The sequence below is a fragment of the Candidatus Palauibacter australiensis genome, from assembly GCA_026705295.1.
GTDB classification, from domain to species: domain Bacteria; phylum Gemmatimonadota; class Gemmatimonadetes; order Palauibacterales; family Palauibacteraceae; genus Palauibacter; species Palauibacter australiensis.
The window spans coordinates 1-26,799 of the sequence record JAPPBA010000020.1 but is presented as its reverse complement, the minus strand read 5'-3'; the positions used below and the strand labels follow the sequence as shown (position 1 = coordinate 26,799).

27 protein-coding genes are annotated in these 26,799 nt (G+C 69.5%); 7 read left to right on the top strand and 20 right to left on the bottom strand.

The features are described 5' to 3' along the window. Nucleotides 1–78 precede the first annotated feature (78 nt). The 8 genes from OXN85_01235 to pruA form a co-directional block, all read right to left on the bottom strand. Nucleotides 79–285, bottom strand: a complete 207-nt coding sequence (locus OXN85_01235; GenBank protein MCY3598584.1) for a hypothetical protein — start codon at nt 283–285, stop codon at nt 79–81. A 153-nt stretch (nt 286–438) separates the two neighbouring features. Next, nucleotides 439–1,005, bottom strand: a complete 567-nt coding sequence (locus tag OXN85_01230; protein ID MCY3598583.1) for a class I SAM-dependent methyltransferase — start codon at nt 1,003–1,005, stop codon at nt 439–441. A gap of 178 nt (nt 1,006–1,183) precedes the next feature. Then, nucleotides 1,184–1,423, bottom strand: coding sequence for a hypothetical protein (locus OXN85_01225; GenBank protein ID MCY3598582.1), 240 nt, complete (start codon nt 1,421–1,423; stop codon nt 1,184–1,186). Between the two features lie 5 nt (nt 1,424–1,428). Further along, complete coding sequence (locus OXN85_01220) at nt 1,429–2,253, bottom strand: phenylacetate-CoA oxygenase subunit PaaI (protein MCY3598581.1); 825 nt, start codon at nt 2,251–2,253, stop codon at nt 1,429–1,431. Next, entirely contained in the window at nt 2,250–2,498 is a 249-nt protein-coding gene (locus OXN85_01215; GenBank protein ID MCY3598580.1) for a hypothetical protein, read from the bottom strand. Before OXN85_01215 ends, OXN85_01220 begins: the two co-directional genes overlap by 4 nt. Further along, nucleotides 2,495–2,977 carry a metal-sulfur cluster assembly factor gene (locus OXN85_01210; GenBank protein MCY3598579.1) on the bottom strand — a complete coding sequence of 161 codons (483 nt, stop codon included), beginning with the start codon at nt 2,975–2,977 and terminating at the stop codon, nt 2,495–2,497. Before OXN85_01210 ends, OXN85_01215 begins: the two co-directional genes overlap by 4 nt. After that, nucleotides 2,974–3,912, bottom strand: coding sequence for a phenylacetate-CoA oxygenase subunit PaaI (locus OXN85_01205; protein ID MCY3598578.1), 939 nt, complete (start codon nt 3,910–3,912; stop codon nt 2,974–2,976). The genes OXN85_01210 and OXN85_01205 overlap by 4 nt, the downstream gene beginning before the upstream one ends. 63 nt (nt 3,913–3,975) lie before the next feature. Continuing rightward, nucleotides 3,976–5,631 (bottom strand): L-glutamate gamma-semialdehyde dehydrogenase, encoded by a 1,656-nt coding sequence (gene pruA, locus OXN85_01200; protein MCY3598577.1) that lies wholly within the window; start codon nt 5,629–5,631, stop codon nt 3,976–3,978. Between the two features lie 151 nt (nt 5,632–5,782). Between pruA and OXN85_01195 the strand changes: the two genes are divergently transcribed. Next, a complete protein-coding gene (locus tag OXN85_01195; GenBank protein MCY3598576.1) occupies nt 5,783–7,285 on the top strand; it encodes an OmpA family protein in 1,503 nt (500 codons plus the stop codon). A gap of 31 nt (nt 7,286–7,316) precedes the next feature. On the opposite strand, the gene OXN85_01190 is transcribed toward OXN85_01195, so the two are convergent. Continuing rightward, on the bottom strand, nt 7,317–7,535 hold the full coding sequence (locus OXN85_01190) for a hypothetical protein (protein ID MCY3598575.1): 219 nt from the start codon (nt 7,533–7,535) through the stop codon (nt 7,317–7,319). Nucleotides 7,536–7,539: 4 nt separating this feature from the next. Further along, a complete protein-coding gene (locus OXN85_01185; protein MCY3598574.1) occupies nt 7,540–8,343 on the bottom strand; it encodes an SDR family oxidoreductase in 804 nt (267 codons plus the stop codon). Between the two features lie 983 nt (nt 8,344–9,326). Between OXN85_01185 and OXN85_01180 the strand changes: the two genes are divergently transcribed. From OXN85_01180 to OXN85_01170, 3 genes are read left to right on the top strand one after another with little or no spacing between them, the layout of a single operon-like run. Next, on the top strand, nt 9,327–9,698 hold the full coding sequence (locus OXN85_01180) for a hypothetical protein (GenBank protein ID MCY3598573.1): 372 nt from the start codon (nt 9,327–9,329) through the stop codon (nt 9,696–9,698). Nucleotides 9,699–9,721: 23 nt separating this feature from the next. Next, on the top strand, nt 9,722–10,033 hold the full coding sequence (locus tag OXN85_01175) for a hypothetical protein (GenBank protein ID MCY3598572.1): 312 nt from the start codon (nt 9,722–9,724) through the stop codon (nt 10,031–10,033). Nucleotides 10,034–10,092: 59 nt separating this feature from the next. Beyond that, a complete protein-coding gene (locus OXN85_01170) occupies nt 10,093–11,379 on the top strand; it encodes a glycosyltransferase 87 family protein (protein MCY3598571.1) in 1,287 nt (428 codons plus the stop codon). Here the strand turns inward: OXN85_01170 and OXN85_01165 are convergent. After that, nucleotides 11,278–12,711, bottom strand: a complete 1,434-nt coding sequence (locus tag OXN85_01165) for a glycosyltransferase (GenBank protein ID MCY3598570.1) — start codon at nt 12,709–12,711, stop codon at nt 11,278–11,280. The two genes, OXN85_01170 and OXN85_01165, sit on opposite strands and share 102 nt — an antisense overlap. Beyond that, nucleotides 12,708–14,048: an amidohydrolase family protein gene (locus OXN85_01160; GenBank protein ID MCY3598569.1), complete on the bottom strand. Its 1,341-nt coding sequence runs from the start codon at nt 14,046–14,048 to the stop codon at nt 12,708–12,710. Before OXN85_01160 ends, OXN85_01165 begins: the two co-directional genes overlap by 4 nt. Before the next feature lie 99 nt (nt 14,049–14,147). Between OXN85_01160 and OXN85_01155 the strand changes: the two genes are divergently transcribed. Together OXN85_01155 and ppk1 are read left to right on the top strand one after the other, a co-directional pair. Next, complete coding sequence (locus OXN85_01155) at nt 14,148–15,743, top strand: Ppx/GppA phosphatase family protein (GenBank protein MCY3598568.1); 1,596 nt, start codon at nt 14,148–14,150, stop codon at nt 15,741–15,743. A 104-nt stretch (nt 15,744–15,847) separates the two neighbouring features. After that, a complete protein-coding gene (gene ppk1, locus OXN85_01150) occupies nt 15,848–18,214 on the top strand; it encodes a polyphosphate kinase 1 (GenBank protein ID MCY3598567.1) in 2,367 nt (788 codons plus the stop codon). Nucleotides 18,215–18,265: 51 nt separating this feature from the next. On the opposite strand, the gene phoU is transcribed toward ppk1, so the two are convergent. The 8 genes from phoU to OXN85_01110 all read right to left on the bottom strand — a co-directional run bounded on the left by phoU (nt 18,266) and on the right by OXN85_01110 (nt 25,772). Next, on the bottom strand, nt 18,266–18,934 hold the full coding sequence (phoU, locus tag OXN85_01145; protein MCY3598566.1) for a phosphate signaling complex protein PhoU: 669 nt from the start codon (nt 18,932–18,934) through the stop codon (nt 18,266–18,268). Nucleotides 18,935–19,105: 171 nt separating this feature from the next. Then, nucleotides 19,106–19,867 (bottom strand): phosphate ABC transporter ATP-binding protein PstB, encoded by a 762-nt coding sequence (gene pstB, locus OXN85_01140; GenBank protein MCY3598565.1) that lies wholly within the window; start codon nt 19,865–19,867, stop codon nt 19,106–19,108. Continuing rightward, a complete protein-coding gene (pstA, locus tag OXN85_01135) occupies nt 19,864–20,748 on the bottom strand; it encodes a phosphate ABC transporter permease PstA (GenBank protein MCY3598564.1) in 885 nt (294 codons plus the stop codon). The genes pstB and pstA overlap by 4 nt, the downstream gene beginning before the upstream one ends. Continuing rightward, nucleotides 20,745–21,674: a phosphate ABC transporter permease subunit PstC gene (gene pstC / locus OXN85_01130; protein ID MCY3598563.1), complete on the bottom strand. Its 930-nt coding sequence runs from the start codon at nt 21,672–21,674 to the stop codon at nt 20,745–20,747. Before pstC ends, pstA begins: the two co-directional genes overlap by 4 nt. Then, entirely contained in the window at nt 21,661–23,019 is a 1,359-nt protein-coding gene (locus tag OXN85_01125; protein MCY3598562.1) for an ATP-binding protein, read from the bottom strand. The genes pstC and OXN85_01125 overlap by 14 nt, the downstream gene beginning before the upstream one ends. Before the next feature lie 39 nt (nt 23,020–23,058). Continuing rightward, complete coding sequence (locus OXN85_01120; protein ID MCY3598561.1) at nt 23,059–23,754, bottom strand: response regulator transcription factor; 696 nt, start codon at nt 23,752–23,754, stop codon at nt 23,059–23,061. Between the two features lie 249 nt (nt 23,755–24,003). Next, entirely contained in the window at nt 24,004–24,882 is an 879-nt protein-coding gene (locus tag OXN85_01115) for an NAD+ synthase (protein MCY3598560.1), read from the bottom strand. After that, nucleotides 24,879–25,772, bottom strand: a complete 894-nt coding sequence (locus OXN85_01110) for a beta-ureidopropionase (GenBank protein ID MCY3598559.1) — start codon at nt 25,770–25,772, stop codon at nt 24,879–24,881. Before OXN85_01110 ends, OXN85_01115 begins: the two co-directional genes overlap by 4 nt. 157 nt (nt 25,773–25,929) lie before the next feature. On the opposite strand from OXN85_01110, the gene OXN85_01105 reads away from it, so the two are divergent. Further along, on the top strand, nt 25,930–26,637 hold the full coding sequence (locus OXN85_01105; protein ID MCY3598558.1) for a CPBP family intramembrane metalloprotease: 708 nt from the start codon (nt 25,930–25,932) through the stop codon (nt 26,635–26,637). The last annotated feature ends 162 nt before the right edge of the window (nt 26,638–26,799 follow it).

The window sequence follows — 26,799 nt, the reverse complement described above, 5'->3', positions numbered from 1 at the left end:
GAGGGAACCTAAAAAAAAAGGCCGGGTCCCGGTACGGACCCGGCCCGACGGGCGGCGTCGCGAGCTTGGCAGTTCCGCTCAGGACCTCGCGTGGGTGGTGAAATCCGCCGTGGCGGGGGCCGCCGCGACGGGAGTCTCCGGACACGTGACGATGGCCGGAGTGGCCTCGGTCCCGGCCGCCTGCGCGCCCTGCACCGACCCGCTGTGTGTGCCCAGAATCAACCCCACCGCCATCACCAGCCAAGCCAGAGAGCCCGTGGTCGCCCATTTCGAAAACCTGTCCATGTGACCCGTCCCTTCCTCTGAATCGGCGACTGCGATCTTACCTCGTGATACGGAAGAAATGAGAGAAAGTTTCTCCCCGCTCCTGAATCTTCGACTCCGGAATCGAAGAAATGGTTGGCAGGGATCCCGGCGTACCATCGATGCGCCGGAAGGTCAGGACCGTCTGGTGAGGCGGGCGAGGTAGACCCCGTCCCCGCCCTCGAACGCGACCTCCAGCCGCCAGCCGGCCCGCGCGGCGTGGCGCGTGAGCGTCTCGGGATCGATGTACAACTCGCGAAAGGGCCGGCCGACCCGGCCCGCGTGCGAGAGTTCGATCCAGGCCTGGCCCGGATACCCGCCGGCCGGCGGCCAGCCCGCCGTCGCCGTGGGTCCGCGAAGGACGGCCTCCGCGCCGTCGACCAGGATCTGTCCGCCCGGGGAAAGGAACCGGTGGGCGTGCGCGAGGAAGCGGTCAAGGCCTGCCAGCGTTCCGACCGGCCCGAGCCCGTTCATGAGCATGAGGACCGTGTCGAAGCCCGGTCGCCACCAGTGCCGGAAGTCCGCGTGCAGGACCGACGCCGCGCCGCGCTCCCGCAGCAGGCGAGCGACCTCGGCGGAGCCTTCCACTGCGACGACGGAGAATCCCAGCGCCTCGAGCGCGAGCGTGTGCGGTCCCGCGCCGGCCCCGAGGTCGAGCACCCGGCCGCGGCACAACTCGACGGCTTGGCGCTCAAAGTCCATCCACCGATCCGGCGTCCGGAAGAAGAACCCCGCGGGCAGCGACGCATCGTCGCCGAGGCTGCTGCGCAGCCAAAGGCCGGGATCGGACTCTCCCGCCGCGAACGCGGCGAGCGCGCTGGCGAAGGGGGCGAGCGGCGGGACTCGTCCGCGATGGAGGCCGGGCTCCAGAGCTAGCAGTTCAGCGCCACCTCAGGGCTTCGAAGACGGTTCGGCAGGCGTTGCAGTAATACTGGGTCGTCGACGCCTGTCCCCCGAAGGTCGCGAACGGGTCGGAGTCCTCCGAGTCGCAGAAGGGGCAGGGGACTGATGCCGGCATGCCGGACGATTCGATGGGGTCGTCGAGCGGCGACCGCTGCGGCGGGGCACCGCCTCTCGCGCCGTCGTGCTTCACGCTGTCGTGCTTCGTGCCGTCGGGCATGGACTTCAGTCCATCAGGAGTTCTCGGTTGCGGTCGCCCCGGACCCGCGCGAGGGAATCTTCGTCGGGGCCGCCCTCCACTGCCCGCCGGCGCAGGAGCCAGCGGTCCTGCCAGACGGGCTCGCGCGTGCTGACCCACTCCGATCCGGCGTCGCGCGCCAGGCCGCTCTCCGCGGCGACCGGACCCACGCGTTCCAGCCAGCGCGCCCGCGCCCCGGCGGCATCGCGCCGCACGATTCCGTGCGCGGCGAGCGTCCCGCTGAGCGGGTCGTCGTCGGGGCCGAACCCGCACAGACACGCGTTCCAGGCCGCTCCGAAGGCCTCGGCCAGCGCCGCCCGCCCACTCTCGGCGCTCAGCAGGCGGCGGGTCCACCCCTGTCCGTGATCGAAGTGGAACCGCTCCTCCTCGAGCAGCTTGCGCACCTTGTAGTGGATCGGCTCGTAGCGGCTCTCGACCAGCATCTCGAACTGGACCGACAGCGCCGTGTCCCACAGGAAGTTGAGGGCGAGGAACGCCTCCCACGACGCAACGTCCCGGTCGAGCAGTTCGGAGCTGTGGTACTCGTCGGCGGCGCGTTCGTGCTCGAGCGCGGACGGGTCGTGGCCGAAATCGCGCAGCATCGCATAGAGGATGCGGGCGTGTCCCCACTCGTCCTGCGCCATGGCGGAGCAGGCGATGCCGGCCTCGACCGAGGGCGCCCCGAGAATCCAGTCCGAGTAGCGGATCCCGAGCAGCCGCTTGTTGTCTGCGAGGGCGAGAATGAGGCTGGCGAGGTGCCCCGACACTCCCTCCGGCAGGTCCTCCGCCGACCGGAAGCCGCTCTCCGTCATCGCGAATCCCCCGACGCCCGCACGCCCGGATCGCCGAGCGTGAACGGGGCCTGCGGCCGGTTCACCGCCGCGAACGCATCGCGCCGGGCGACGGTCATTTCGAACCACTTCGCCTCATCGTACGTCTGCCACGCGTAGACGCGCGCCAACTGCTCGTTGGGGGCGGATACCGCGCCCACATGCTCGAAGCGGTCCGCCCGCTTCTTGCGCGCGAACACCTCGTACACCCGTCCGTTCCCGCTCACGTGACGACTCCGACGGAGCGCAGGAGCTTCCGTCCGCGCGCGGAGATGGCGGCCGTCGTCCACGGAGGATCCCACCCGGTCACGATCTCGACCTGCCGGATTCCGTCGACTTCCAGCAGGCGCTGCCGCACGTCCCATTCGATGAAGTCCATGCAGGGGCAGGCGGTGGCCGTGAAGGTGAGGTGAACGGTGACGGACCCCGCCTCCTCGTCCCCCTCGACGCCGCGCACGAGCCCGAGGTCGACGATCGAGATCGGGAACTCCGGATCCGCGACCTCGTAGAGCGCCCGGCGCGCCCGCTCCGCGAGGTCGGCGGCGGGTTCGGGGAAAGTGGGAGGAGGAGGCAGTTCCCGTCCGCCGCGCGTCTCCCGCAGCACGGCGCCGAAGTCCATGCCCGCCTCGTACCGCGGGAGGTGCCGCGGGCGCGCCGCTCCACGCGCCGGGGCGTCGGCGTTCATGCCGCGCGTAGCTGTCTTCATGCCGCGAGCAGCCGCTCGACCGCGAATCGGCTGCGCCGCAGCGAATCGACGTACTGCTCGTTCATCGGGCCGCGCGCCTTCCACCGCTCGAACACCTGCTTCCAGGTGATCGTCTCGTTGAAGAGCCAGCGCCGCGCCTCCGGATCGTACTGGCAGGGAAGCTCGTAGGTCAGCTCCACCGCGTCCGTGTCGGGGTCGTACTGCGCCGGAAGGTCGTACCCCAACTCCTCGCACAGCGGCACGACCGCCTTGAGCCAGGTCCGGCGGAGCTGGTCGTTCGTCATCCCCTTGAGGCGGAAGTCGAGTTGCGCGTTGTGATGCTTCCGGTCGTCGGGCATCCCGAACCACTCCACGCCCATCGGAAACATCCAGTCGAGCGTCCGCTGCACCGCTTCCTTCGCGGCGCCCCCCGCCTCGGCGAAGCGGCGGATCCAGACCTCGCCGTGCCTCAGGTGGAAGTTCTCCTCCATGCTCACCTTGACGAGGCCGCGCTTGAGCGGGCCGTAGCTCGTGTTGCGGTGTACGTCGCCAAGGAGCGTGATCCCGGCCCGGTCGTACAGCGCGTTCGCCGAAACCAGCTCGGCCCAGTTCATGAGCGGCTGGTCGAAGCCGTAGGGGTGCTTGAAGTGGGCGGGTTCCCGCTCGTAGAGCAGCCAGTGGCGGTCGACGCCGAGATCCTCAAGCAGGCGGTAGGCGATGTTCGCGTGCCCCAGTTCGTCCTGGATGATCGCCGTGGCCGAGACCATCGTGTTCGTGGACGGCGCGTCGCGGGCGGCCATGAAGTACGCCGGCGCGCTGATCAGCTCCGTGTCGCCCTGGACGGTGAGCTGCGTGATCAGCGCCCGCTTGTAGGTCTCCGTCATGTCCTCTTCGGACTCGACGATGAACCCTTCCTGTACCTTCCGCTGCAGTTCCTCGTCCGTGAAACGTCCCATGCCATCGCCCTCTCCCGCCCGGACCGGGTCTTCCACCCGGAGGGCGAACCGTGAAACTACTCTCTACTCCGCCTCCATGAAGGGATACCGGTAGTCGGTGGGCGGATCGAAGGTCTCCTTGATCGTCCGGGGGGAGACCCAGCGCACGAGGTTCAGAACGGAGCCGGCCTTGTCGTTCGTGCCGCTCGCGCGGCCGCCGCCGAAGGGCTGTTGGCCGACTACCGCGCCGGAGGGTTTGTCGTTGATGTAGTAGTTCCCCGCCGCGTTCCGCAGCGCAGCGCCCGCGCTTCGGAGGGCCTCCGGGTCGCGCGCGAACACCGCGCCCGTGAGGGCGTACGGGGAGGTCCCGTCGACCAGGGCGAGCGTGGATTCCCAGTCCGACGCGCGGTACGAATGCAGGGTGACGACCGGGCCGAAGATCTCCTCGCACATCAGCCGGTGTCCGGGATCGTCCGCTTCCACCAGGGTGGGCTCGATGAAGTAGCCCCGGCTGTCATCGCAGCCGCCGCCGGCGAGGATGCGCGCATCGCCGGACTCGCGGGCGTAGTCGATGTACGACTTGATCCGGTCGAACGCCGAGCGGTCGATGACCGCGCCAAGGAAGTTCCGGAAATCGGTCGGGTCTCCCATGCGAAGTTCGCCGGTCATCGCGACGACCCGGTCCCGCACGTCCTCCCACATCGTGTCGGGCACGTACACGCGGGAGGTCGCCGAGCACTTCTGTCCCTGGTACTCGAAGCCGCCCTGCACGATCGCGACCGCGAGCGCCTGCGGGTCCGCGCTCTCGTGCGCGACGATGAAGTCCTTGCCGCCCGTCTCGCCGACGAGTCTCGGATAGGCGCGGTAATTCTCCACGTTCTGCGCGACGGACTTCCAGAGATGCTGGAAGGTGCCGGTCGAACCGGTGAAGTGGATGCCGCCGAGTTCCGGGCTCGACAGCAGGACATCGCTGATCTCCGCAGCGACGCCCGGGATGAAGTTGATCACGCCCGGCGGGAGCCCCGCCGCCTCGAGGAGCTTCATCACGTAGTAGGAGCCGAGCACGCCGGTGGTCGAAGGCTTCCAGACCGCGACGTTCCCCATGAGCGCGGGGGACGTCGTCAGGTTGGCCCCGATGGCCGTGAAGTTGAACGGACTGATGGCGTAGACGAACCCCTCGAGCGGACGGTGGTCCATGTGGTTCCGCACGCCCGGCCCCGAGATCGGTTGCTCCGCGTGCACGCGCCCCGCGAAGAAGGCGTTGAAGCGCCAGAAGTCGACGATCTCGCACGCGGCGTCGATCTCGGCCTGGAACGCCGTCTTGCTCTGCCCGAGCATGGTCGCGGCGTTGAGCTTCATCCTCCAGGGACCGGCGAGCAGTTCGGCGGCGCGGAGGAGAATCGCGGCGCGATCCTCCCAGGCCCGGTTCGACCATTCCGCCCACGCCGTGCGCGAGGCGTCGATGGCGGCCTGCGCCTCGGCGGCCCCGGCGATGTGGCAGCGGGCCAACGCGTGGCCGTGGTCGTGCGGCATCGTCACGTCGAAGGTCTTCGAAGTCCGGACCTCGCGTCCGCCGATGATGAGCGGGATCTCGACGACCTCGCCCCGCTGGCGGAGCAACTCCTCCTTGAGGGCGGCCCGTTCGGGACTGCCCGGGGCGTAGTCGTGGACAGGTTCGTTGCCGGGACGTGGAATGCCGGGATCTGCGCCCTGCTGAACCTCGGCGACGGGTGGTTTCATGAAGGGATCCCCCTGGGTGAATATGTTTCGCGAAGGGAGGCGCAATCTGGCGGCCGGGGAGTGAGATTGAAAGGTGCCCGGTGCCCTTCGTATCGTGCAGTGGACTCGCGCCGGATTCGTTTGGTTGCCGACGAGGAAGAGCACGGAAGACATGGCTTTTGTCAGGCAGAGGCTCCCGGCCCGGTCGCGCCCGCGGCAGACGGGCCGGCGACGGCTCGGCGGACTCGTCGAGGCCGTACTCGTCGCGTTCCTCTTGCTGTGCCCGGATCCGGGCGCCGCCCAGGGAGGCGTCGATTCGCTGCGGACCCTCGAAGCCCGCCTCGATCAGGCGCGCGAGAACGCGATCCACCTCCTCGCACCGTCTTCATTCGATGAGGCCGCGGACCGGTTGGAGGATGCGGCGCGTCGTCTGAGGGATGGCCGGCAGGACGCCCGGTTCGAGGAACTGCTGGGCGAAGCCGGGCGCTGGCTCGCCGCGGCGGAGGGGATCGCGACCGCGGGCCGGCCGCACTTCCGGGAGGCGCTCGCCGCCCGGGACGAAGCTCGCGCCTCCGAAGCCGAAGCGCGGGCGGTCGAGGGATGGGCGAGAGCCGAATCCGAACTGGAGACGGCCGGCCGCCGCCTGGAACGCGAGGACCTGGAAGACGTCGCCGTGCGAGCGGGCCGCGCGACGGTGCTCTACCGGCGGGCCACTCGTTCCGCGCGGCGCGACGAGTTTCTGGGAGCGGCGGTTCAGGCGCGGGCCGCCGCCATGAACGCGGGCGCGAGCGAGTTGGCCCCGAACGCCTTCGCGCTGGGCGAGTCGCACCTGGCCAGCGCGGAAGCGGAGATCGAGGACCTCGCCCCCGTGGAGGGGCCGGCGCGGGCCGGAGAAGCCGCCTTCGCCGCCTTCTCCCGCGCGCACCGCATCGCCGCCCTGTTCGACAGCGTGCGCCGGCGCCATGTGACGGTCGAACGATTGCTCGACGGACATGAGGCGGACCTCGCTCGCCTTGCCGAAGCCGCGGACGTGGAACCCCTCCGGAGCGACGCCGGCGAAACGACCGCGCGCATCGCGGGGGCCATCTCCGGCCTCCGGGCGGACAACGCGCGGCTGGGCGCCGAGTTGGCGGACGAACGCGCGCGGACGTCGGAACTCGGCAGCCGGCTGGCCTCGCTGGAGGACCGCCTGGCCGAGTTCGAACGGCGATTCACGGGAGCCCGGGACGAACTGCTCGCGGTCCGCGAGCGGGAGGCGCGGCTGCGCGAAGTGCAGGGCCTCTTCACGCCTTCGGAAGGGGAAGTCCTGCTCGTCGGAGACCGGCTCGTGCTCAGGCTGTTCGGCCTCACCTTCGAGCCCGCGCGGGCCGAGATCGACGAGGCGCTGATCCCCCTGCTCACCAAGGTGCAGCGCGTGATCACGACCTTTCCGGGCGCCACCCTGCGGATCGAGGGGCACACCGACTCACAGGGTGGGACGCGCGGGAACCAGGCGCTCAGCCAGCGGCGGGCCATCGCCGTGCGCGAACACCTGCTCGCCCGGGTGCCCATCCCGTCTTCGCGGGTCGAGGCGACAGGGCTCGGCGAGGAGCGCCCGATTGCGAGCAACGAAACGGAGGAAGGACGCGCGCGGAACCGGCGGATCGAGATCGTCCTCACCCTGCCCGGGAACTGACGCGAGCCGCGACAGGGCGGCATCGCGATCCTCAGTCCCGGTAGCGCTCCGCCTGGACCGCGGCGATCACGCCCCACACCGCCGCTCCCACCGCGAGGCCGGTCCCGATCCAGCGGCCGACCTCCGCCCAGCGCCCGGGCCGTCCGGTCCGCCAGGGACGGGTGATCTCGCTCCGCCAGTACTCCACCTCGTCGGCGACGATCTCGCGGGCCACCTCCGCCGCCGGGCCGGCCAGCCGCCGGGCGTCCACCTGGCTAGTCTCCCGGCGGCCTGGAGCCGACGAAGTCCTCGCCTCCGTCCACCCGGATCGTGTTCCCCGTCATCCACCCCGTTTCCGGCGCGGCGAGCGCGACCATGCAGCGCGCCACGTCTTCCGGCGTTCCGAGTCGCCCGTGCGGGTTCTGGGCCGCGGCTTCGGAGATCATGTGTGCCGCGCCGGGGATCTTGCGGAGCGCGGGCGTGTCGGTGACGCCGGCGCGGATCGAGTTGACGGTAATGCCCCTCGTCGCCAGTTCGAGCGCGAGTTGGCGACAGTGCGATTCGAGCGCGGCCTTCGCCGCGGAGACGGCACCGTAGGAAGGAATCACGCGGTCGCCGCCGGAGGAGGTCATGGCGAAGATCCGGCCGCCTTCGCCCATCAGCCCGCGTTCGAGCAGCCCCTGGGTCCAGTAGACCAGCGTATGAGCCATGACGTCCAGTGTCATGTTCATCTGCTCGGGACTCATCCCGGGTGTGGCGTCGGGCACGAAGGGACGCAGGGTTCCGAAGGCCAGCGAGTGCATCAGCACGCGGACGGAACCCGGCCCGGCGTCTGCCGCGATCTCGTCCAGCACCCTGTCGCGCTTCTTCGCGGAAGCGGCGTTCACGTTGAAGAAGATCGCGCGCCGCCCGCGCGACTCGATCCGGGCCCGAATCTCCCCGACGTGCGCGAGTCCCGCTCTCCGGTCCAGGTGGACCCCGTAGACGTCGTAACCGGCTTCGGCGAACGCCAGCGCAGCCGCTTCGCCAAAGCCGCTCGAGGCGCCGAGGATCAACGCGCCAGGCGCAGAATCCGTCACTCGCATCCCTCCGTTGCCGTCCGTTACAGGGCCATCCCCCCGCCTGCGTCGCGCCGGAGGAGCCGGAGCGCACAGCATAGCCGCCCGCCCCCCGGGTCGCACGGTCCAGCGCCTTCCAGCCGCGGGTGAACCCCCCCCCCGTCCGCGCCTCTCGAACGCCGCCGCGGCGGGGCTCGCCACGGCTGCCGGACCCCCAACGGCGACGCAGCCGGCAAGCCGGTCGCGTATCGGCGGCAATCCATATTTTTTGAAAAAAATCATGCGCGCTCCGGCCCTTTCGAATCGTCGCCGCAGCCCGTTCATCGCCGCATGTAACGGGCATGAACGCCGCACACGAGCGCCGCTGACACACGTTGGATTAGCGGCACAATCCACACGTGATAGGAAGTTTTGGGCGATCATTCAACAGTCCCGTAAAATACCATTAGACAACTCTTTACGATCTCACTACACGATCCCCCGATCGTCGGTCGAACGGGTCGTGCGCTTGCAGGGGCGGGAACGTCGATCCTATCCTCAAAGCGCGACGGGAAATGCACGGCCCCTGATAGCCGCGGACCTCCGGGATCCGTTCCGATACAGAGAGCGAAACCCTCGAATTTTCTTGCGAGTGTGCCCCTGACTATGATGGCATCATCCGACTGTAGCCTCGTCAACGTCGTCGTGGATCTTCCCAAGGAGCTTGCTGCCGATGTCGAGGCCGTGCGCCAGCGAGATCCCGAGTTCCTCGAGCGTGCCATACAGTATGTTCTGGCCCGCCGAATCATCTTCGAAGAACTCAAAACTCCCGCCTCGAGACACCGCTGAGAGAAACCGCGGACGAGCCTGCGTCGGCGAGGGTCCGGTCGCGGACCACGGCCGCAGCGGGGCTCTTGCCGGGGCCTGCCAACCGTTGACGCCCGTCCCACCCGGGGCTAAATCGCGCAGGGAGTGGTGAGCGGGGAGGTGAGGGGTTGGCCAGCGATTGCGAGCCGAGTATAGCCGTGTCCTCCGATACGGAGCGTCCAGCGCCCGGTCGGGATGCCGAGAGGGGATCGGAGTCCGACGAAGGCGTTCTGCGGGCCAAATACGCCGACTACTGCTCGGCTCAACTCACCGAAGTTTTCCTCTCCCTGTCCGAAGAGCGCATCTACGAGATCGTGGAGGAGGAAGCCCGGGCGCAGGCCTTCGGCCAGGAGCGCCTGGGGTTTCAGACGATGGTCCGACTTGCGACCAAGCGACTCCGGGAGAGCGTGCCGTTACCCGATTTCGAGACGTGGCGCCGCGATTACGAAGCTGCCCCTGAAGAGTATGAAGCATACCTGATGGGCCTGTGGCGGCAGCGTTCGGACGAGGAGGCCCCGGAGACCGATTGAATCGCGGTCGAATCGGAGGACGGATGCCTGAAGACCAGTACGACGCAGCCGACGGCGCCGAAGAAGGACGCCCCCAACTGCGGATGTGGGACGAAGCCGGCCAGGAGACCGCCATCGGCAGCCTCGACGACGGGGAACGCCGGTGGAAGATCCTCGTCATCGCCGAACCGGTCGCCGAGGACCTCGTGCGGGGCTGGCTCTCCTTTCGGCTCGACGACGAGAAGTACGACACGGCCCCGGTGATCATGGAGGAAACGGTGGCGCGCGTCGTCGAGCGGGCCGTCGAACTCCCCGAGCCCATGCTGCGACAGCTCTTCAGTTCGGCCCGGCGGTGACGTCGGCGGGGTCACCCGCTGACACAGGCGCAGGCTGGCCACGCTGGCTCTGGCTGCTCGTGGCCGTCGAGGCGGCGGCGCTCTGGGGCATGGCCTGGGGTGGGTCCGGCACTCCGTGGCCGGCGATTCCGCTCTGGGTCGCGGCGTTCGCGGCCTATCTCGGCGCGGCCCGTTACGCTGCCGCGCCGGGCCGGGCGGGTTCGATCCGCCGGCACATCTGGACCGCCGGGATCGCCCTCCGAGCGGGCGTCTTTCCTGCGGCGCCCACCCTCTCCGAGGACATCTACCGGTACATGTGGGACGGCTGGGTTCAGTCCCACGGCGTGAATCCCTACGCCCATCCTCCCTCGGCGACGGCGATCGAAGAGCTGCGCACCGCGTGGTGGCCGCTCATCAATCACGCGGACGTGCCCACGATCTACCCGCCGGGGACTCAGATCGTATTCGCGCTCCTGGCCTCGGCCGGCCCCGCGTGGTGGATCTTCAAGCTGGGGTGGCTCGCGGCCGATCTGCTGGTCGCGCGACTCATCGACAGGCTTTCGTCCGGCGGGAGCGTGCTCCCGCTCCTGCTCTATCTCTTGTCTCCGCTTGTCGTCATCGAAGTGGCCTGGAGCGGGCACCTGGATCCGCTCGGGGTCGCGCCCATGCTGGGCGCCGTGGCGCTGGCCGGCAGTGCGGCGGTCCCGGCGTGGCGGTCCGGCGCCCTCCTGGGGCTCGGCGCGGCCGTGAAGTTCGCGCCTCTCGCGGCGCTCCCGGCTCTCTTCCGGCTGCGCGGCCCCGGGGCGCTCGCCGCCGCCGTCCTCGTACCCCTCCTTCTCTATGCGCCCTACGTCGGCGCGGGGCCGGCCCTCTTCGACGGTCTGCGGACCTACGCGGACCTGTGGGCGTTCAACGGCGGCCTCTACCGGGTGCTTGAACGGCTGCCGGGGCACCCCGATCTCGGGAAGTGGATCGGCGCGTCGGTCGTCGGCGCCATCGCGCTGCGCGCCGCGCTCCGCCGCTGGCCGCTGGAGCGCGTCCTCCTGTGGACGATCGGAGCCGCCCTCCTCCTCTCCCCGACGCTCCACCCGTGGTACCTGCTGTGGGTACTCCCATTCGCCTGTCTCTCGGCGAGCCGCGGATGGCTTCTGTTCAGCGGAACCGTGTTTCTCGCCTACGCCGGGAGGGATGCCTATCTCGCGACGGGAGCGTGGCCGGAACCCGCCTGGCTGACGTGGCTGATCCACGGGCCGCCGCTGGCCCTCCTAGCCTGGGATGGCTGGCGCGGGCGGGGTTCGCAGGGATTCGCGCGTCGTGAGGGCGTAGCCCGCGGCGAAGAGGGCGGTGAAGGGCAGGACGGCCGGTGATCCGACGAGCGCCGTGTTCACGACGGCGCCGGCGAGCGCCGCGGCGAGCGCCAGGCGCAGCAGCGCGGGCCCGCCCGAGAGCCGGACCCGGTACGCCACGACGGGATCGAAGCCGCGTTTCGGCGTGCGGACGAAGGGGGTCCGGGTCCCGCGGCAGGCCCGCGCGACGGCGAAGGTGAGGGGCACGCCGAGCCCCAGCCCGAGGAGCAGGGCTTCGACGATGCGGCGCCCGAGGCGCCGGCGCCCGCGGATCCACCCGGCAGATCCGTAGAAGAGCACGAACGGGACGGTGGCGAGGAGCACGGCGGCGACGTGAACGCCGGCCGGGAGGCCGAAGCCCGTTGCCGTCGCCCACCCGGCCCCCGCGAGCGCCGCCGCCATCGTGAGCGTCAGCGGGTGCACGACGTGTCCCACGAGATGGGCCGTCGCCTCGAACTTGATCGCCGCCGGCACGGGGGCGCGCCAGATTCGTGGCAGCAGCTTCCGTGCGCTCTGGATGCCGCCCTGCGTCCAGCGGCTCTGCTGGATCTCCACCGCGCGCAGATTCGCCGGCAGCTCGGCGGGGACCCGGACGTCGTCCCGGTAGACGAAACGCCAGCCCGCGAGTTGGGCCCGGTAGCTGAGGTCGACATCCTCGGTCAGCGTGTCGCTCTGCCAACCCCCCGCCGCACGCACGCACGCCTTGCGCCACATTCCGCCGGAGCCGTTGAAGTTGAAGAAGAGGCCGGCGCGGTATCGCGCCTCGTGCTCGATCGCGAAGTGCGCGTCGAGGAAGAGCGCCTGGGCCCGGGTCAGCCAGCTCGCATCGGGCGAGAGGTGGTCCCAGGCCGCCTGCACCGCCCCCACGCCGGGGTCCGCGAACGGGGGGAGCAACTCCCGAATCAACTCCGGGGGCGGAACGAAGTCCGCGTCCAGCACGAGCAGGAAGTCGCCGCGGGCGAGGGTTACGCCGTGGGCGAGCGCGCCGGCCTTGTACCCCTCGCGGGATCCCCGCCGCACATGCCGGATGTCGATCCCGCGGGCCCGCCATTCGCGCACCCGCCGCGCCGCGATCGCCACCGTCTCGTCGTCCGAATCGTCGAGCAACTGGATTTCGAGGCGGTCCGCCGGATAGCGCAGACGGCAAGCGGCGTCGATGAGCCGTTCGACGACGTTGGCTTCGTTGAAGACGGGCAACTGTACCGTGACGACCGGGAGCGCGCCCTCCCAGGCGCGGGCTTCCACCCGGGCGGGCCGGCGCATCCGCAGCCAGAGCAGGCGCAGCCGATGCGCTCCGAAGGGAGCGAGGAGGGCGAGAAGCGCCAGGTACGCCAGCGGTCCGACGTCGCTCATGGGCGGGTCCGGCTCTCCTCCGTCCCGATCCGATCCGCCCCGATCGCATCCGCGCGGAAGTCGAGCCGGTCGAGCGCGATCGTGCCGTCGCTCATCACGAACAGCACATCCTGATACTGGCCGATGTCATCGAGCGGGTTGCGGTCGAGGACAAGGAGATCCGCCTCGAACCCCGCCGCGACCCGTCCCGTCCGGTCCGCGATGCCGAGCAACTCCGCCGCGACCGTGGTCGCGGCGCGGATCGCATCGAGTTCGCTCATCCCGATGCCCACGAACTCCATCAGTTCGTGGCTCATGCGGAGGACGCTCCCGGACCCGTAGCCGGTGTCCGTCGCGGCGACGAGCGGCACCCCGAGCGCGTGCGCGGCCGCCGCCGTCTCCCGGACGCGGGGGAGCATGTGCCGTCCGCGCACCTGGAGCACCGGATCGTCGTAGTCGCCGCCGGGCACCGTGAGATCGGACACGACGGCGATCGTCGGCACCAGGTAGGTGCCCCGCTCCCGCATGAGGCGGAGCGTTTCGTCGCGCAGATACGTCCCGTGCTCGATGCTCCGCACGCCCGCCGCGACTGCGGCCCGGCCGCCGCGGTCGCCGTGCGCGTGCGCGGCTACGGGGACGCCGCCGCGCGAGGCCTCCGCCACCAGCGCCGACAGTTCGGTCTCCGTGAAGAACGGCTTGCGGGGGTCGGTTTCCGGCAGGCCCGCGCGTTCGGTCGCGTTGACCTTGATGAAATCCACGCCGCGATCGAGCATCGCGCGCGCCACCCGCCCCATCGCCTCGGCGCCGCGCACGTCGCGCCCGAGGAGATCGCCGAGCCCCGGCTCATCGAGGAAGAGTCCCTCGGCCGGGCGGGGCCGCACGTGGTAGCCCGCGGCGAGGATCTCCGGGCCGGGAAGGCCCCCGCCCCGGAACAGTTCCCGCAGGCCGACGTCGGCGAAGAACCCCGCCCCCATGCTGCGCGCCGTCGTGACTCCGGAGAGCAGGGCGCGGCGGGCCGCCTCGAGCGTCCCGATGTGGACATGGGCGTCGATGAGGCCGGGGACGAGGTAGCGGCCGCCGAGATCGATCGTGCGCGCGGCGGCGGGCGCCTCGCCCCCCTCCGTCACGGAAACGATGACGCCTTCCCGCACGACGACCGTCGCGTTCGAGAGGACGCCGGAAGTCACCGGATCGATTACGGAGGCGCCGGTGAAGGCGATCGCCTCGCGCTGGCCGGCCGCCGGCGTCGCGGAAGCAAGGCAGGCGAACAGTACGGTCAGCCAGGCGGACAGGACGCCCATATGGCGGACGAGTGGGAAGCGTCGGGGCGCGGTGGCCGCTGAAGCGATGACGGACATTCGGAACCTCCGGGATCTTGACCGTAAGGCACCAAGATGCCTCCGGCCGCGGGTCGGGGACAGGAGCGCACCGCCATCGATTCGGCTACGTTTCCCGCGATGCAGCTTACGACGCCACCACTGCCACGCGAGACCGCCGACGGCCGGGAGCCGCTCCCGTTCCCGCTGCGCGTCGCCGCCATCGATGTCGGGTCGAACGCGTTCCGCTTCGTCGCCGCTGAGTTCGTCGATCCACACCGCTACGTGGAACTCGCGTCGGAGAGGGTCCCGGTCCGGCTCGGACGTTCGGCCTTCCTCACGGGGGAACTGTCGCCTTCCGCCATCGATCGGACCGTAGAGGGGTTCCGGCGCTTCCGGGAGGAAATCGACCGCCTGGGCATCGAGCATGTGCGCGCCGTGGCCACCAGCGCGGTGCGGGAGAGCCGCAACGGCGGAGATCTCGTCCGCCGCGTCGAGAAGGACGCGGGAATCCGGCTCGATCTCATCTCCGGCACGGATGAGGCGCGGCTCGTGTGGACGTCCGTGAAGCAGCGGGTCGATTTCGGCGACGCCAAGTGGATGCTCGTGGATCTCGGCGGCGGAAGCGTCGAGGTGTCGCTGGCGGATCGGTCCGGGATCATGTGGAGCCAGTCGCACCGAATGGGATCGGTCCGGCTGCTCGAGGAACTCACGGGGGCGGACGATGCGCCCGCGCACTTCGCGAATCTGCTCGCGGAGTACGCCGCCACGCTCCGCATTCCGCATGCGAGCAAGCACTGGACGCCGGTCCAGCTCATCGCCACCGGCGGCAATATCGAGGAACTCGCGCGCCTCGCGGGTCACGGCGCCGCCGACGGCACCCGCCGCATCACGCGGGCCGAACTCGCCATGGCGATCGAGGAGTTCTCCCGCCTCTCCTACAGCCAGCGCATCGGACGGCTCGGCCTGCGCGAAGACCGGGCCGACGTGATCCTCCCCGCCGCGATCGTGTACGACCGCGTCGCCGAACTCGCGGGAGCCGAAGAGATTCTCGTCCCCGGAGTCGGCGTGAAGGAGGGCGTGCTCTTCGACCTCGTCGACGAGTTGACGAGCGGCGCCGGGTTCGGGCGGCTGGAGCGGATCGTCCACGAAGGAGCGCTCACGCTCGGGCGCCGATACCTCTTCGACGAGGATCACGGGCGGCACGTCGCGTCGCTGGCCCTCTCCCTCTTCGACCAGCTCGCCGAGGTCCACGGCCTCGAACCGCGCGACCGCCGGATTCTGCTGGCGGGGGCGATCCTGCACGACATCGGGCAGCACATCTCCTATGCGAAACACCACAAGCACTCGCTCTACCTGATCCTTCACAGCGAGATCCCGGGCATCGCGCCGAACGAGCTCCCGCTCGTCGCCCTGGTGGCGCGCTACCACCGGCGGGCCGAACCGCGCCGCAGCCACTACCTGTACCGCGACCTGGGTCCTCCCGATCGCGAACGGGTGGAGAGGCTCGCCGCCCTCCTTCGCATCGCGGACTCCCTCGACCGCGAGCACCTCCAGCGCGTGCAGAGCATCGATGCGCGCGTGCACGAAGACAGGCTCGAACTCCGTCTCGAGCGGAGGGGAAGCCTGCTCCTCGAGCAGTGGGCGCTGCGCAAGAAGGGGAAGCTCTTCGCCCGCATCTTCGGCCTCGAACCGTACGTCACCTTCGACCTGGTTTCGACGCCAACTTCCGGCTGAGACGGCCAAAACGAGCGGAAAACGCGGCGTCAGGCCTATATTACAGGCCCTGCGTCCGCAAATGGCCGGCCAGGTGACCAGGAGAGAGTGACCGAGGGAGTCGCATGTCATCCGAGTCGAACGAGATTTCGCGCCGCCCGAGGCTCTATCACGGGAGCCGCCGTCCGGGAGGGATTTCCCCGGCGGCATCGCCCCGCTCCGCCGGTGCGAACCCCTCCTCGACGCGTGAGGCCCCGGCGCCCCCCGAGAGCGCACCGGCTCCGGAGAACGGCGCCGGTGCCCCGCCCTATCCGCCCGGCTACCGGGTCGGCCACCGCGTGGACGGCGTTCCGGTTCTCCCGCGCGCCGTGGCGCCGAAGCCCGTGCCCGACGACGCGAAGCCGAGCCACCCGTCGCTCTATTTCAACGCGGAACTCAGCTGGCTGGACTTCAACTGGCGCGTGCTCTACCAGGCCATGGACGAGCGGACGCCGCTGCTGGAGCGACTCCGCTTCCTCGCGATCACGGAGAACAACCTCGACGAATTCGTGATGAAGCAGGTCGGCGGCCTCAAGCGCGTGCTCGGCGCGGGCGTGGTGAAGCCATCGCCGGACGGCCGCGGGCCCGCCGAACAACTGGACCTCGTGCGCGAGGGCGTTCGGACCATGCGGACCCGGCTGGCGGAGGTCTGGATGGACGACCTCCGGCCGCGCCTCGCGGCGGAACTCGACATCGCCGTGCGCGACTTCGAGGATCTGAGCGAGGAGGAGCGCGAGCATGTGCGCCGGGCGTTCACGGATCGGATCTATCCGGTCCTCACCCCGCTGGCCGTCGACCCGGGACACCCGTTCCCCTTCCTGTCCAACATGAGCCTCTCGCTCGCCCTCATGCTCGAGCACCCGGAACGCCGGACCCGCCACTTCGCGCGGGTGAAGATCCCCACGGCGCTGCGCTGGGTCGAACTCCCCGAGAGGGGGCACGTCGTCCCCGTCGAGCAGGTCGTGCGGCACTTCGCGGACGAACTGTTCCGGGGGATGAAGATCGAGAGCGCTTCGCTCTTCCGCGTTACCCGGAACGCCGATGTGGCGCGCGATGAAGAGGTGGCGGACGACCTCCTGCAGATGATCTCCGAGGAAATCCGCGAGCGGCGCTTCGCGCGCGTGGTTCGTCTGGAGGTCGAGCCGGGCATGCCCGACGACGTCCGACAGTTCCTGGTTCGGCAGCTCGAACTGGATGAGGAAGATCTGTACGAGATCCCGGGCCTGCTCGAGATGTCGGGCTTCTGGCAGATCGCGGCCGAGGGCCCCTGGGAGCACCGGCACGAACCCTGGGAACCGATGATCCCGCCCCGTCTGATCCGCGAAGGCGAGACGGAGGATCGTCCCGACATCTTCACGGTGATTCGGGCGGGCGATCTCATGGTGCACCACCCGTACGAGTCCTTCACCGCGACGGTGCAGCAGTTCATCGAGGAGGCCGCCGCGGACCCGGCGGTCGTGGCCATCAAGCAGACGCTCTACCGGACGGCGGAGCACTCGCGGATCATCGCCGCGCTGGTGCGGGCGGCCGAGGCGGGCAAGGCGGTCGCCGTGCTTGTGGAAGTCACGGCGCGCTTCGACGAGGCCGACAACATGGAGTGGGCTTCCGTGCTGGAGGAGGCCGGCGTCAACGTGACGTACGGGCTCGTCGGGCTGAAGACGCACGCCAAGGTCGCGCTCGTCGTCCGCGAAGAAGGGGACGAGATCCGCACCTACTGCCACATCGGCACCGGCAACTACAACTCGGAGACCGCGCAGATCTACGCGGACCTCGGGATCCTCACGGCGCGCCCGGAGATCGGCCGCGACGCGGTGAACCTGTTCCACTACCTGACCGGATACGCCCCCGACCAGCAGTACGAGGAACTCATCGTGGCGCCCCGCGATCTGCGACGGGCCCTCACCGCCCGGATCGAGCGCGAGGTCTCGCATGTCGAGGCCGGCCGGCGGGGTCGCATGATCATGAAGATGAACGGTCTCGACGATCCGAAGATGATCCGCGCCCTCTACGCCGCGTCCGCCGCCGGCGTGAAGATCGACCTCATCATCCGCGGCCAGTGCCGGCTCCGTCCGGGAATCCCCGGCTTCAGCGAGAACATCCGGGTACGCAGCATCGTCGGCCGGTTCCTGGAGCACGACCGGATCTTCTGGTGGGAGAACGACGGGAGCCCCGAGGTATGGATCGGGAGCGCGGACTGGCGCCGCCGGAACCTCGACGGCCGCGTCGAAGTGCTGCTGCCCGTCCGCGACAAGCGGATCCGGAAACGCCTTCGCAAGACGCTGCGCTTCGCCCTTCGCGACAATCAGCGCGCCTGGGACCTGCGGCCGACCGGAGAGTACGTGCTGTGCGAGCCCGCGCCGGACGAGCGTCCCATCGACTACCAGAACCGGATGCTGAAGGCGGTCCGGAAACGCCGGCGCAAGATCGACGACCGCTGGAGCGCCTCGCACTGACCCAAGCCGGGCGACGCGCGGGCGACGGCTGCGCCAAGCGCAGCCACGGCGCTAAGCGGGGTCCGGTGAGCCCTCCTGGTGCCGGATCGTGATTCCCTGGACCATGTAGACGACGTCCTCGCCGATGTTCGTCGCGAGGTCGCCGATCCGTTCGAGATTGCGGCCGATGAGGATGACCTGCAGGCACGCCGACAGGTTGTAGTCCGGCATATGCGTGATCATCACCCGGCTCAGCGAATCCTGGAGCTGGTCCAGCCGGTCGTCCCGCGCGATCACGGAGCGTGCGTCGTCCGCGTTCCGGTGTACGAACGCGTCGAGCGCATCCCGCAGCATCGCCCGGGCCATGCGGCTCATCTCGTCCAGTTCGGGCGGGACCGGGACCTTCTTCTCGGCCTTCGCCAGCCGTTCGGCCGCCTCGGCGATGTTGACCGCGTGGTCGCCGATCCGCTCGAGGTCGTTGTTGATCTTGAGGACCGTGACGAGCACGCGCAGGTCGCTCGCCACCGGGTGGTGGAGCGCGAGGATCTCCACCGTGGATTCCTCGACCTCCACCTCGGTCCGGTCGATGGCGTCGTCCGCCTCCCGGATCGGCTCCGCATCCACCGCGGGCTGACCCACGAGCGCCATCGCGCGCCGCACCAGCTCCTCGATGTCGTGCGCCATCCGGTGCAGCGTCCGCGTGACGTCGTCCAGCCGGTCGTCGAACTGCCTGAAGGACACTAGCAGGCCGTGGCAAAAGCCCCGCTGCGTTCGAGCGGCGCTGCATCTCGCCTGAACGCTGCGCTCTGCGTCTCTCCTCGGTCAAATAGCGCTACTATTCTCACTCGTCGCTCCTTGTCAGGCGAGCGCTTCGCCGCTCTCGGCGCTAACGCGGGGTTTTGCCACGGCCTGCTAGCCCATCCGGCCCGTGATGTAGTCTTCGGTTCGCCGGTCCTCCGGGTTGGTGAACAAGCGCTGTGTCTCCTTGTACTCGACGAGTTCGCCCATGTAGAGGAAGGCGGTGTCGTCGCTGATGCGGGCGGCCTGCCGCATGTTGTTCGTCACGATGACGATGCTGTAGTCCCCGCGCAGACTCCCGATGAGGTCTTCGATGCGGCCCGTCGCGATCGGATCGAGCGCGCTCGCCGGTTCGTCCATGAGGAGCACGTCCGGCTCGACCGCCAGCGCCCGGGCGATGCAGAGCCGCTGCTGCTGTCCGTTCGAGAGGCCGAGGGCGTCCGCGTCGAGCCGGTGGCTCACCTCGTCCCACAGCGACGCCGCCCGCAGCGAAACCTCCACCCGATCGCCGATGTCGTCCTTGAAGCCGTTGATCCGCAGTCCGAACGCGATGTTCTCGAAGATCGACTTCGGAAACGGGTTCGGCCTCTGGAACACCATCCCGATCGAGCGCCGCACATCGGCCGGATCGACCGCTGGCCCGTACAGATCCTGTCCCCGAAACAGCACCTGCCCGGTAATGCGGGCCTCCGGCACGAGGTCGTTCAGTCGATTGAAGCAGCGCAGGAGCGTGCTCTTGCCGCAGCCCGACGGTCCGATGAAGGCGACCACTCGCCTCTCCGGTATCCGGAGCGAGATGTCTTCGATCACGCGCGTCTCGCCATAGCGGACGCCGAGTCCGATGGTTTCGAGGACCGCATCCGACGGCACGATCACCTCTCGTATCGGTTTCGAATCAGGACGGCGGCGGCGTTCATCAGCAACAGCACTCCCAGGAGTACCACTATGGCTCCTGCCGCCAGCGCGCGGAACTCCCCGTTCGGTTCGGTCGTCCAGTTGAAGATCTGGACCGGGAGAACCGTGAAGGGGTCCATGGCCGAGCCCGGATCGACGGCGATGAACGTGAAGGCCCCAATGACGAGAAGCGGGGCCGTCTCTCCCCCCGCGCGGGAGAGGCTGAGAATCGTCCCCGAGAGGATGCGGGGCAGGGCCGCCGGAAGCACGTGATGTCGGATCGCCTGCCAGCGCGTGGCGCCGAGCGCGTACGCGGCTTCCCGCAGCGAGCCGGGAACCGCGCGGATCGCCTCGCGGGCCGCGATGATGACGAGCGGGAGCACGAGCAGAGACAGCGTCGCGGCCCCGGTGAGGAGGCTCCGTTCCAGCGCGAGGAAGCGGACAAACACCGCCAGGCCCAGAAGCCCGTACACGATGGACGGTACGCCGGCCAGATTCGCGATGTTCGTCTGCAGCAGCCTCGTGAGGCGGTTCCGGGGCGCGTACTCCTCAAGATAGAGTGCGGCGCCCACCCCGAGCGGAAAGGACATCGCCGCCACCAGCGCCAGCATCCACGCGCTGCTCAGGATGGCGGATCGGATCCCGGCGAGTTCGGGAAAGCGCGACGGGTCGTTCGCAAGGAAGTCGGGCGAGAGCGCCGGAATCCCGACCGTGAGGATGCTCACGAGGAGGACCAGGAGCGACGAGACGCCGAACGCCACCGCGAAGCGGCACAGCCACATGAACCGGATGCCCGCGCGGCGCCGGGCCTCGACGCGCGGTTCGAAGCGGCCGCCTCGAAGCCGTCCGGACGGGAAGCTCACGTGTGACGCTCGCGGAAGCGGGTAGCCATGCGCCGACTCACGAGGTTGAGGGCCAGCGTGATGAAGAAGAGGACCAGGCCGACGGCGAAAAGGGTGCGGTACTCGAGGGCCCCGGAGGGTGCGTCGCCCAGGCTCGCCTGCACGACATACGCCGTCATCGTCTGAACGCTCTCGAGCAGATCCAGCGTCATCCGCGGCGTCGCGCCGGCGGCCAGCGCCACGACCATCGTCTCGGCGACCGCGCGCGAGACGGCCAGGATGAAGCTGGCCGCGATCCCGGGGAGCCCGGCCGGCACAACGACGCGCGTCGACACCTCGAGCCGGGTGGCGCCGAGGCCGTACGCGGCCTCCCGCAGCGAACGGGGCACCGCGCTCAGCGCATCCTCGGACAGGGACGAGACCATGGGGAGGATCATGATGCCGACGACGATGGCGGCGCTCGCCGCACTGAAGACCCCGGCGCCGGGGAAGACGGCCCGCAGAACCGGAGTCACGAAGACGATGGCGAAATAGCCGTAGACGACGGTCGGAATGCCCGCGAGGATCTCGAGCGCGGGTTTGACGATCCGCTTCGTCCGTCTCGACGCGTACTCGCTGAGGTAGATCGCCGTCGCCAGACCCGCCGGGAGCGCGACGAGCGCCGCCCCGCCCGCGACGAGGAGTGTGCCGTTCAGGAGCGGGAGAATCCCGAAAGACTGCGGAGCCAGATCCGGAGACCAGCGCGTCCCGCCGAGAAACTCGAGGGGGGACACCTCGGTGAAGAAGCCGAGTGACTGGGTGAGCAGTACCACGACGATCCCGACGGTCGTCAGGATCGAGACCGCTCCGCAGCCGAAGAGTAGCGCCCCGATCAGGCGCTCCCCCCACCGGCCGCGGCCGGCTCGAAGCCGCCCATGAGGCCGCAACCGTCCGTCAGGCCGGGACATCGACGTTCTTTCCGTCCGGTCTCCGCGCGGCGTCCGGGAGCGTGAACCACACGGTCGTCCCCCGGCCGAGCGCGCTTTCGATCCCGATCTCACCCCCGTGCGCCTCGACGAAGTGCTTCACGATCGCGAGCCCGAGTCCGGTCCCTCCCCGCGCGCGCGAACGAGCCGGGTCAACCCGGTAGAAGCGCTCGAACACGCGCTCGACGTGCGCGGAGGCGATCCCCGGCCCGCGGTCGGAGACTTCCACGCGCTGGAACCGTCCATCCGCCGCGACCCGCACGCTGATGGCCGGATCCTCGTCGCTGTAGCGCGCCGCGTTGTCGAGCAGGTTCCGCATGACCTGACGTACCGCATCCGGGTCCGCCCAGGCGGGCTCCTCGGTCCCCGATACGCGCAGCTCGAGGTCGTCCGCGCGGACTTTCGGTGAGAGCGCCTCCCAGGCCTCCCGGGCAATCGCCCCGACCGAGACCGTCGCCGGCTCGGGGCTCCAGCTGCCCGATTCGAGGAGAGAAAGGTCGAGCAGGTCATCGACGAGATACCGCATGCGCGTCGCATTGAAGAGAATGCGGCGGGCAAAGCCACCTGCCTGATCCGCGTCGATGCCTCCTTCGACGAGTGCCTCGGCGAAACCGACCACGCTTGTGAGCGGCGTCTTGAGTTCGTGCGACACGTTGGCCACGAAATCTCGGCGGACCCCCTCGAGTCGCCGCAGGACGGTGAGGTCGTGGAGTACGATGATGGCGCCCGACCGGTGTGGCCGGGTCGACATCAGCACCGTGTGTTCGCCGAGTTCCACCTCCGCCGTCGTGGATTCTCCCCGCTGCGCGGCGCTCACGGCCTCGGCGATGCCGGGAGAGCGGAAGAGCGTGCCAACTCGAGCCCCGGGTGTGACATCGCGTCCGGCCCAGCGCTCGAAGGCGGGGTTGCAGAGACTCACCAGTCCTTCCCGGTCGATGAAGGCGAGGCCATCGTCCAGCCGGTCGAACAGCACCCGCAGGTCGCCGGACTCGCGTTCGGAGACCTTCACGCGGTCGCGCATTTCACCGGCCATGCGGTCGATCGCCTGACCCAGGGACCCAGCCGACTTGGCGCCGCTCGCGCCCGGGGGGGGACGAAGGTCGCCCGACGCGATCCGGCCGACGGCTTCCCGCGCCTCTCCGAGTTCCCGGTCGGTCTTGCGGGCCACCAGTCGGGCGGCCGGCCACAGCAGGAGCAGGGTGCCCCCCAGGACGGCGGATGCGACCGTCACGCCCGTCGCGTCCAGCCGGAGAATGAACCAGGCGGCGAAGTACGTCACCGCGAGCACGGCGGCCGCTGCGAAGAAGAAGCGGTTTCCCAGCCTCACCGAACGGGCTCCCTCACCGAACGGGCTCCGCCTCGCGTACTACTTGTCCAGCGCGCGGAATCGGTAGCCGATCCCCCGAACGGTTTCGATCAGGGACGCTGCTTCCCCGAGCTTGGTCCGCAGCCGGGCGACGTGCATGTCCACCGTGCGCGTTTCGATTGCGGCATTCGTGTCCCAGACGGCCTGGAGCAGTTGACGGCGGGTCTGGACGCGTCCCCGTCTCTCCAGCAGCACTTCGAGCAGACGGTACTCGAGCCGCGTCAGGTCCACCTCGACCCCCTCCGAGAAGACCCGGTGCGCCTCCCGGTCGAGTACGACCGGTCCCACCGTTACCCTCCGCGACGTGGAGAATGGTTCGGCCTTCGACCGCCGCAGGAGCGCCTCGACGCGGAGCGTGAGTTCGCGGGCACTGAACGGCTTCGTGATGTAGTCGTCCGCACCCACCTCGAAGCCCTTGACCCGCTCGTCCTCCTCTCGCCTCGCCGTCAGGAGGATCACGGGCATCGAACTCGTGCTCTCGGCGCCCCGCAGCCGCTGCAGCACCTCGTATCCGTCCATGCCCGGCAACATGAGATCGAGGATGATCAGGTCCGGCTGCTCGGCCTGCGCGGTCGTCAGCGCGCCCTGTCCGTTCACGGCCGTGGTGACCCGATATCCTTCCCGGCTCAGGTGATAGACGAGCACGCTCAGGATGTCCGGTTCGTCATCCACAACCAGGATCTGTGCGTCCGACATCTCAACGATCCGCGCCTAGGGGTCTCAACCATCCTGAGCCACGTTGCCGGCGGTATCGTAACACCTTCGCAACCATCTCGTGAACGACCTTCGGCGTGTTCCAGCCCGTGACGAACCTGTGACGTTCCCTTGTCCGAAGACGTTACGGAACCCGCCTATCCTCCGCTCCGGCAGCCGTCCCATGCAGCAGGATCCCGGAGAATCCCGGAGCCAATGAAACCACCAGGAGCCCTGACCCACGCGCGGGGATCAGTAATCCACCGGTCTCAGGTACCATTCCCCGATCGCGGTCGGCGAGAGCATCGCGACCGTCGGCAGGTGGCGCTTCCAGTGCGTGCTTTCGAGTCGCCCGGCGACGAGTTCGACCTTCTTTCTCTCGAACCCCGCCTCGACGAGATCATCCGGCCCGCGTCCGGAAATGAGGTGGTGGAGGATGAGATCGGCTTCGGGGTAAGTGGCGCCCAGGTCCTCTTCATCCGTCTGCCCCTGGATGAGGTCCGCCGTCGCCGGCTTGTCGACGACCTCGGCGGGCACGCCGACGGCCCGCGCGAGCGCCCATACCTGGCTCTTGAACAGGTCGCCGAGCGGGTTCACCGGCGGGGAGTCGTCCGCGTGCCAGGTATAGTAGCCGAGGAGGCGCTCGGACTTGTTTCCGGTACCGACGGGGAGGGCGGAGAGCTTGAAGGCCTGGTCGAAGAGGACGATCATGCGCTGGCGCGCGGCCACATTGCCCCTCCGGTGTCCGCCCGCCTCGGGCTCGAACTCGTCGAGATAGCCGTCCACGGCCCGCGTGATATCGATCGTGCGCGTCGGAATCCCGAATTTCTCCGCCACGAGGAGCGCGTGCTCGCGGCTCCGGGGGCTCGACGTTCGGTAGGGCAACAGGAGGGCGAGCACCGCTGCGGGGCCGAGAGCTTCCGCGCACAGCGCCGCGGTGAGGGCGGAATCCACCCCTCCCGACAACCCGACCACGACGCGGCGGAAACCGCGCCGACGCTCGATCTCCTCTCGAAGGAACTGGACGAGCCAATCCCGCACGAGGTCCGTATCGATGTCGAGCGGGCCCCGGTCGGCGGGGTGTGGAGCGCGGGCTTCCGCGGTGCCCGGCGGCGGCCAGGCGAGGGTCATTCGCCGTCGGGAGCCGGCCGGCGCACGCCGGATCCCGGACTGTTCACGAGAAGACGGGTCCAGGACCGTTCGAGGTCCGAAAAGAGCGGCTCTTCCGTGCGGGCGCGCGCGGCCTCGTCGAGGTCCACTCGCACGGGCAGCACCGCTTCCTCCCACAGTGGCCCCGCGAGGAGCCGGTGTCCGCGCGGGTCGTAGGCCGCGGACCCGCCGGCGAATCCCTTGCCCCCTTCGAACCCGACCAGCTGGGACACGATGACGAACACCCCATGCTCGGCGGCGATCGCGCTCGCGAGGGCCTCCCAGCGGACGAGGTTGCCGGGCACCCCGGCCCCCGGGGCCGCCCCGCGTGCGGGCGAGGCGCTGAGAATGAGGATGATCGACGCTCCGTCGAGCGCGGCGAGCGTGCCGGAGACCGAGTGAAAACCGTCTTCGCAGATCAGCAGCGCGGTGCGTCCCGGCGGCGCGTCGAACGCCCGGATTCCGGCCCCCGCCTCGACGAAACGCTCTTCCTGGAAGACGCCGTAAGTGGCGAGGAACACCTTGCGGTGGACGTGAAGGATCCCGCCGCCGGGCCCCAGCGTCGCGTAGAGGGCCGAGTTGTAGATGCCCGCCGCGTCCCGCTCGTAAAAGCCGATCGCGACATCGAGACCATCCGCATCTTCGCCGACGCGCGCGTTGAGGGCCTCGAACAGTTCCGGGGCCGCGATGGCCTGTTCGCGAACTCCACCCTCCAGGAAATAGCCGGTGAGCGCAGTCTCCGGAAACACGACGAGGCGCGGCCGCCGTTCCGCCCCGGCCGCGCGCCGGATGATCCCCGCGCAGCCGTCCAGCGTCGCGTCGAGGTCGCCCTTGGAGGGAAGGAACTGGGCGATCGCGATATCGAGCGGCATGCGCGTTCCGCAGTCGTCGTTCGAGTGAAATGCCGTCGGTCCGGCGGCCAGCGGTCGGGTGAACGTCCCCGAACCGCGCGCCGCTGTCAACGGGCCGGGCCGCCGTCGTTCGGTGCGCGTGTTGCCCGCGGCGCCTGCGCCGCGTTATCCCTCCGCGATGCCGGAGACTCCGACCCCGATCGCGGCGGCGTACGCGCTGCTGCTCCTGATCGGCATGCCCCTCCTCGCCGCCCTCGATGCCCGCCGCGGGGCCGATCTCGCCGCAGCGGCGAAACACCGCCGGCTGCTGTACGTGTCGGTAGGGGCATCGCTCGTCGTGCTCGGCCTGGTGACGCTCGGCGTCGCGGCGTGGCAGAACGTCCCTGCGGCCGCGCTCGGCTGGAGGGTCGACGCGCCGGCGCCCGCGCTGCTCCGGGGCCTGGGCGTGGCCGCCGTCGGGCTGCTGGCCGCTTGGCTGATCACCGCGGCCGGGCGGCTCGCCGGGCTCCGGGAGACCGCGGCCGTGCTGCTGCTGATGCCGCGAAACGCCTCGGAAAAACGATGGTTTCTCGCGCTCTCCGGGATCGCGGCGGTCTGCGAGGAGTACGCCTATCGGGGATTCGGCCTGTGGGCCGTCTCGGCATGGACCGGCAACCCCTGGCTGGGCGTGGCGCTGGTCTCCGCGTCCTTCGGACTCGCTCACGGATATCAGAAGCTGGTCGGCGTGGTCCGGGCGACGGCGCTTGGCGTCCTGCTCGCGGTGACCGTCATCTGGACGGACAGTCTGTTTCCGTCCATCGTCGGGCACTTCTGGATCAACGCGGCGATCGGCCTGGGAGGTTGGCGCTACCTTCACGCGAACTTCGATGTCGACGACCCCGATTGACCCGATGAACCCGCAACATGATGAGGTGCGATAGATGATGAGGGGTGATACATGATCGCGAGAATGTGCGCGCGAACGGTCGTCGTGCTTGGCCTGGCCATTCCGGCGGGAATGGCGGCGCAGGAGGCCTCCCCGATCGAGGTCGGGGGGCTGCTGCGGGCC

Excerpts from the sequence above, each read along its gene's own strand:
- pstC (MCY3598563.1), bottom strand. The coding sequence starts at position 21,674 with ATGTCCCGGCCTGACGGACGGTTGCGGCCTCATGGGCGGCTTCGAGCC.
- OXN85_01225 (MCY3598582.1), bottom strand. The coding sequence starts at position 1,423 with ATGCCCGACGGCACGAAGCACGACAGCGTGAAGCACGACGGCGCGAGA.
- OXN85_01175 (MCY3598572.1), top strand. The coding sequence starts at position 9,722 with ATGCCTGAAGACCAGTACGACGCAGCCGACGGCGCCGAAGAAGGACGC.
- OXN85_01165 (MCY3598570.1), bottom strand. The coding sequence starts at position 12,711 with ATGAGCGACGTCGGACCGCTGGCGTACCTGGCGCTTCTCGCCCTCCTC.
- pruA (MCY3598577.1), bottom strand. The coding sequence starts at position 5,631 with ATGAAACCACCCGTCGCCGAGGTTCAGCAGGGCGCAGATCCCGGCATT.
- OXN85_01115 (MCY3598560.1), bottom strand. The coding sequence starts at position 24,882 with ATGACCCTCGCCTGGCCGCCGCCGGGCACCGCGGAAGCCCGCGCTCCA.
- OXN85_01110 (MCY3598559.1), bottom strand. The coding sequence starts at position 25,772 with ATGCCGCTCGATATCGCGATCGCCCAGTTCCTTCCCTCCAAGGGCGAC.
- OXN85_01220 (MCY3598581.1), bottom strand. The coding sequence starts at position 2,253 with ATGACGGAGAGCGGCTTCCGGTCGGCGGAGGACCTGCCGGAGGGAGTG.
- OXN85_01210 (MCY3598579.1), bottom strand. The coding sequence starts at position 2,977 with ATGAAGACAGCTACGCGCGGCATGAACGCCGACGCCCCGGCGCGTGGA.
- OXN85_01155 (MCY3598568.1), top strand. The coding sequence starts at position 14,148 with ATGCAGCTTACGACGCCACCACTGCCACGCGAGACCGCCGACGGCCGG.
- OXN85_01160 (MCY3598569.1), bottom strand. The coding sequence starts at position 14,048 with ATGTCCGTCATCGCTTCAGCGGCCACCGCGCCCCGACGCTTCCCACTC.
- OXN85_01120 (MCY3598561.1), bottom strand. The coding sequence starts at position 23,754 with ATGTCGGACGCACAGATCCTGGTTGTGGATGACGAACCGGACATCCTG.
- OXN85_01105 (MCY3598558.1), top strand. The coding sequence starts at position 25,930 with ATGCCGGAGACTCCGACCCCGATCGCGGCGGCGTACGCGCTGCTGCTC.
- OXN85_01235 (MCY3598584.1), bottom strand. The coding sequence starts at position 285 with ATGGACAGGTTTTCGAAATGGGCGACCACGGGCTCTCTGGCTTGGCTG.
- OXN85_01230 (MCY3598583.1), bottom strand. The coding sequence starts at position 1,005 with ATGGACTTTGAGCGCCAAGCCGTCGAGTTGTGCCGCGGCCGGGTGCTC.
- OXN85_01195 (MCY3598576.1), top strand. The coding sequence starts at position 5,783 with ATGGCTTTTGTCAGGCAGAGGCTCCCGGCCCGGTCGCGCCCGCGGCAG.
- OXN85_01205 (MCY3598578.1), bottom strand. The coding sequence starts at position 3,912 with ATGGGACGTTTCACGGACGAGGAACTGCAGCGGAAGGTACAGGAAGGG.
- ppk1 (MCY3598567.1), top strand. The coding sequence starts at position 15,848 with ATGTCATCCGAGTCGAACGAGATTTCGCGCCGCCCGAGGCTCTATCAC.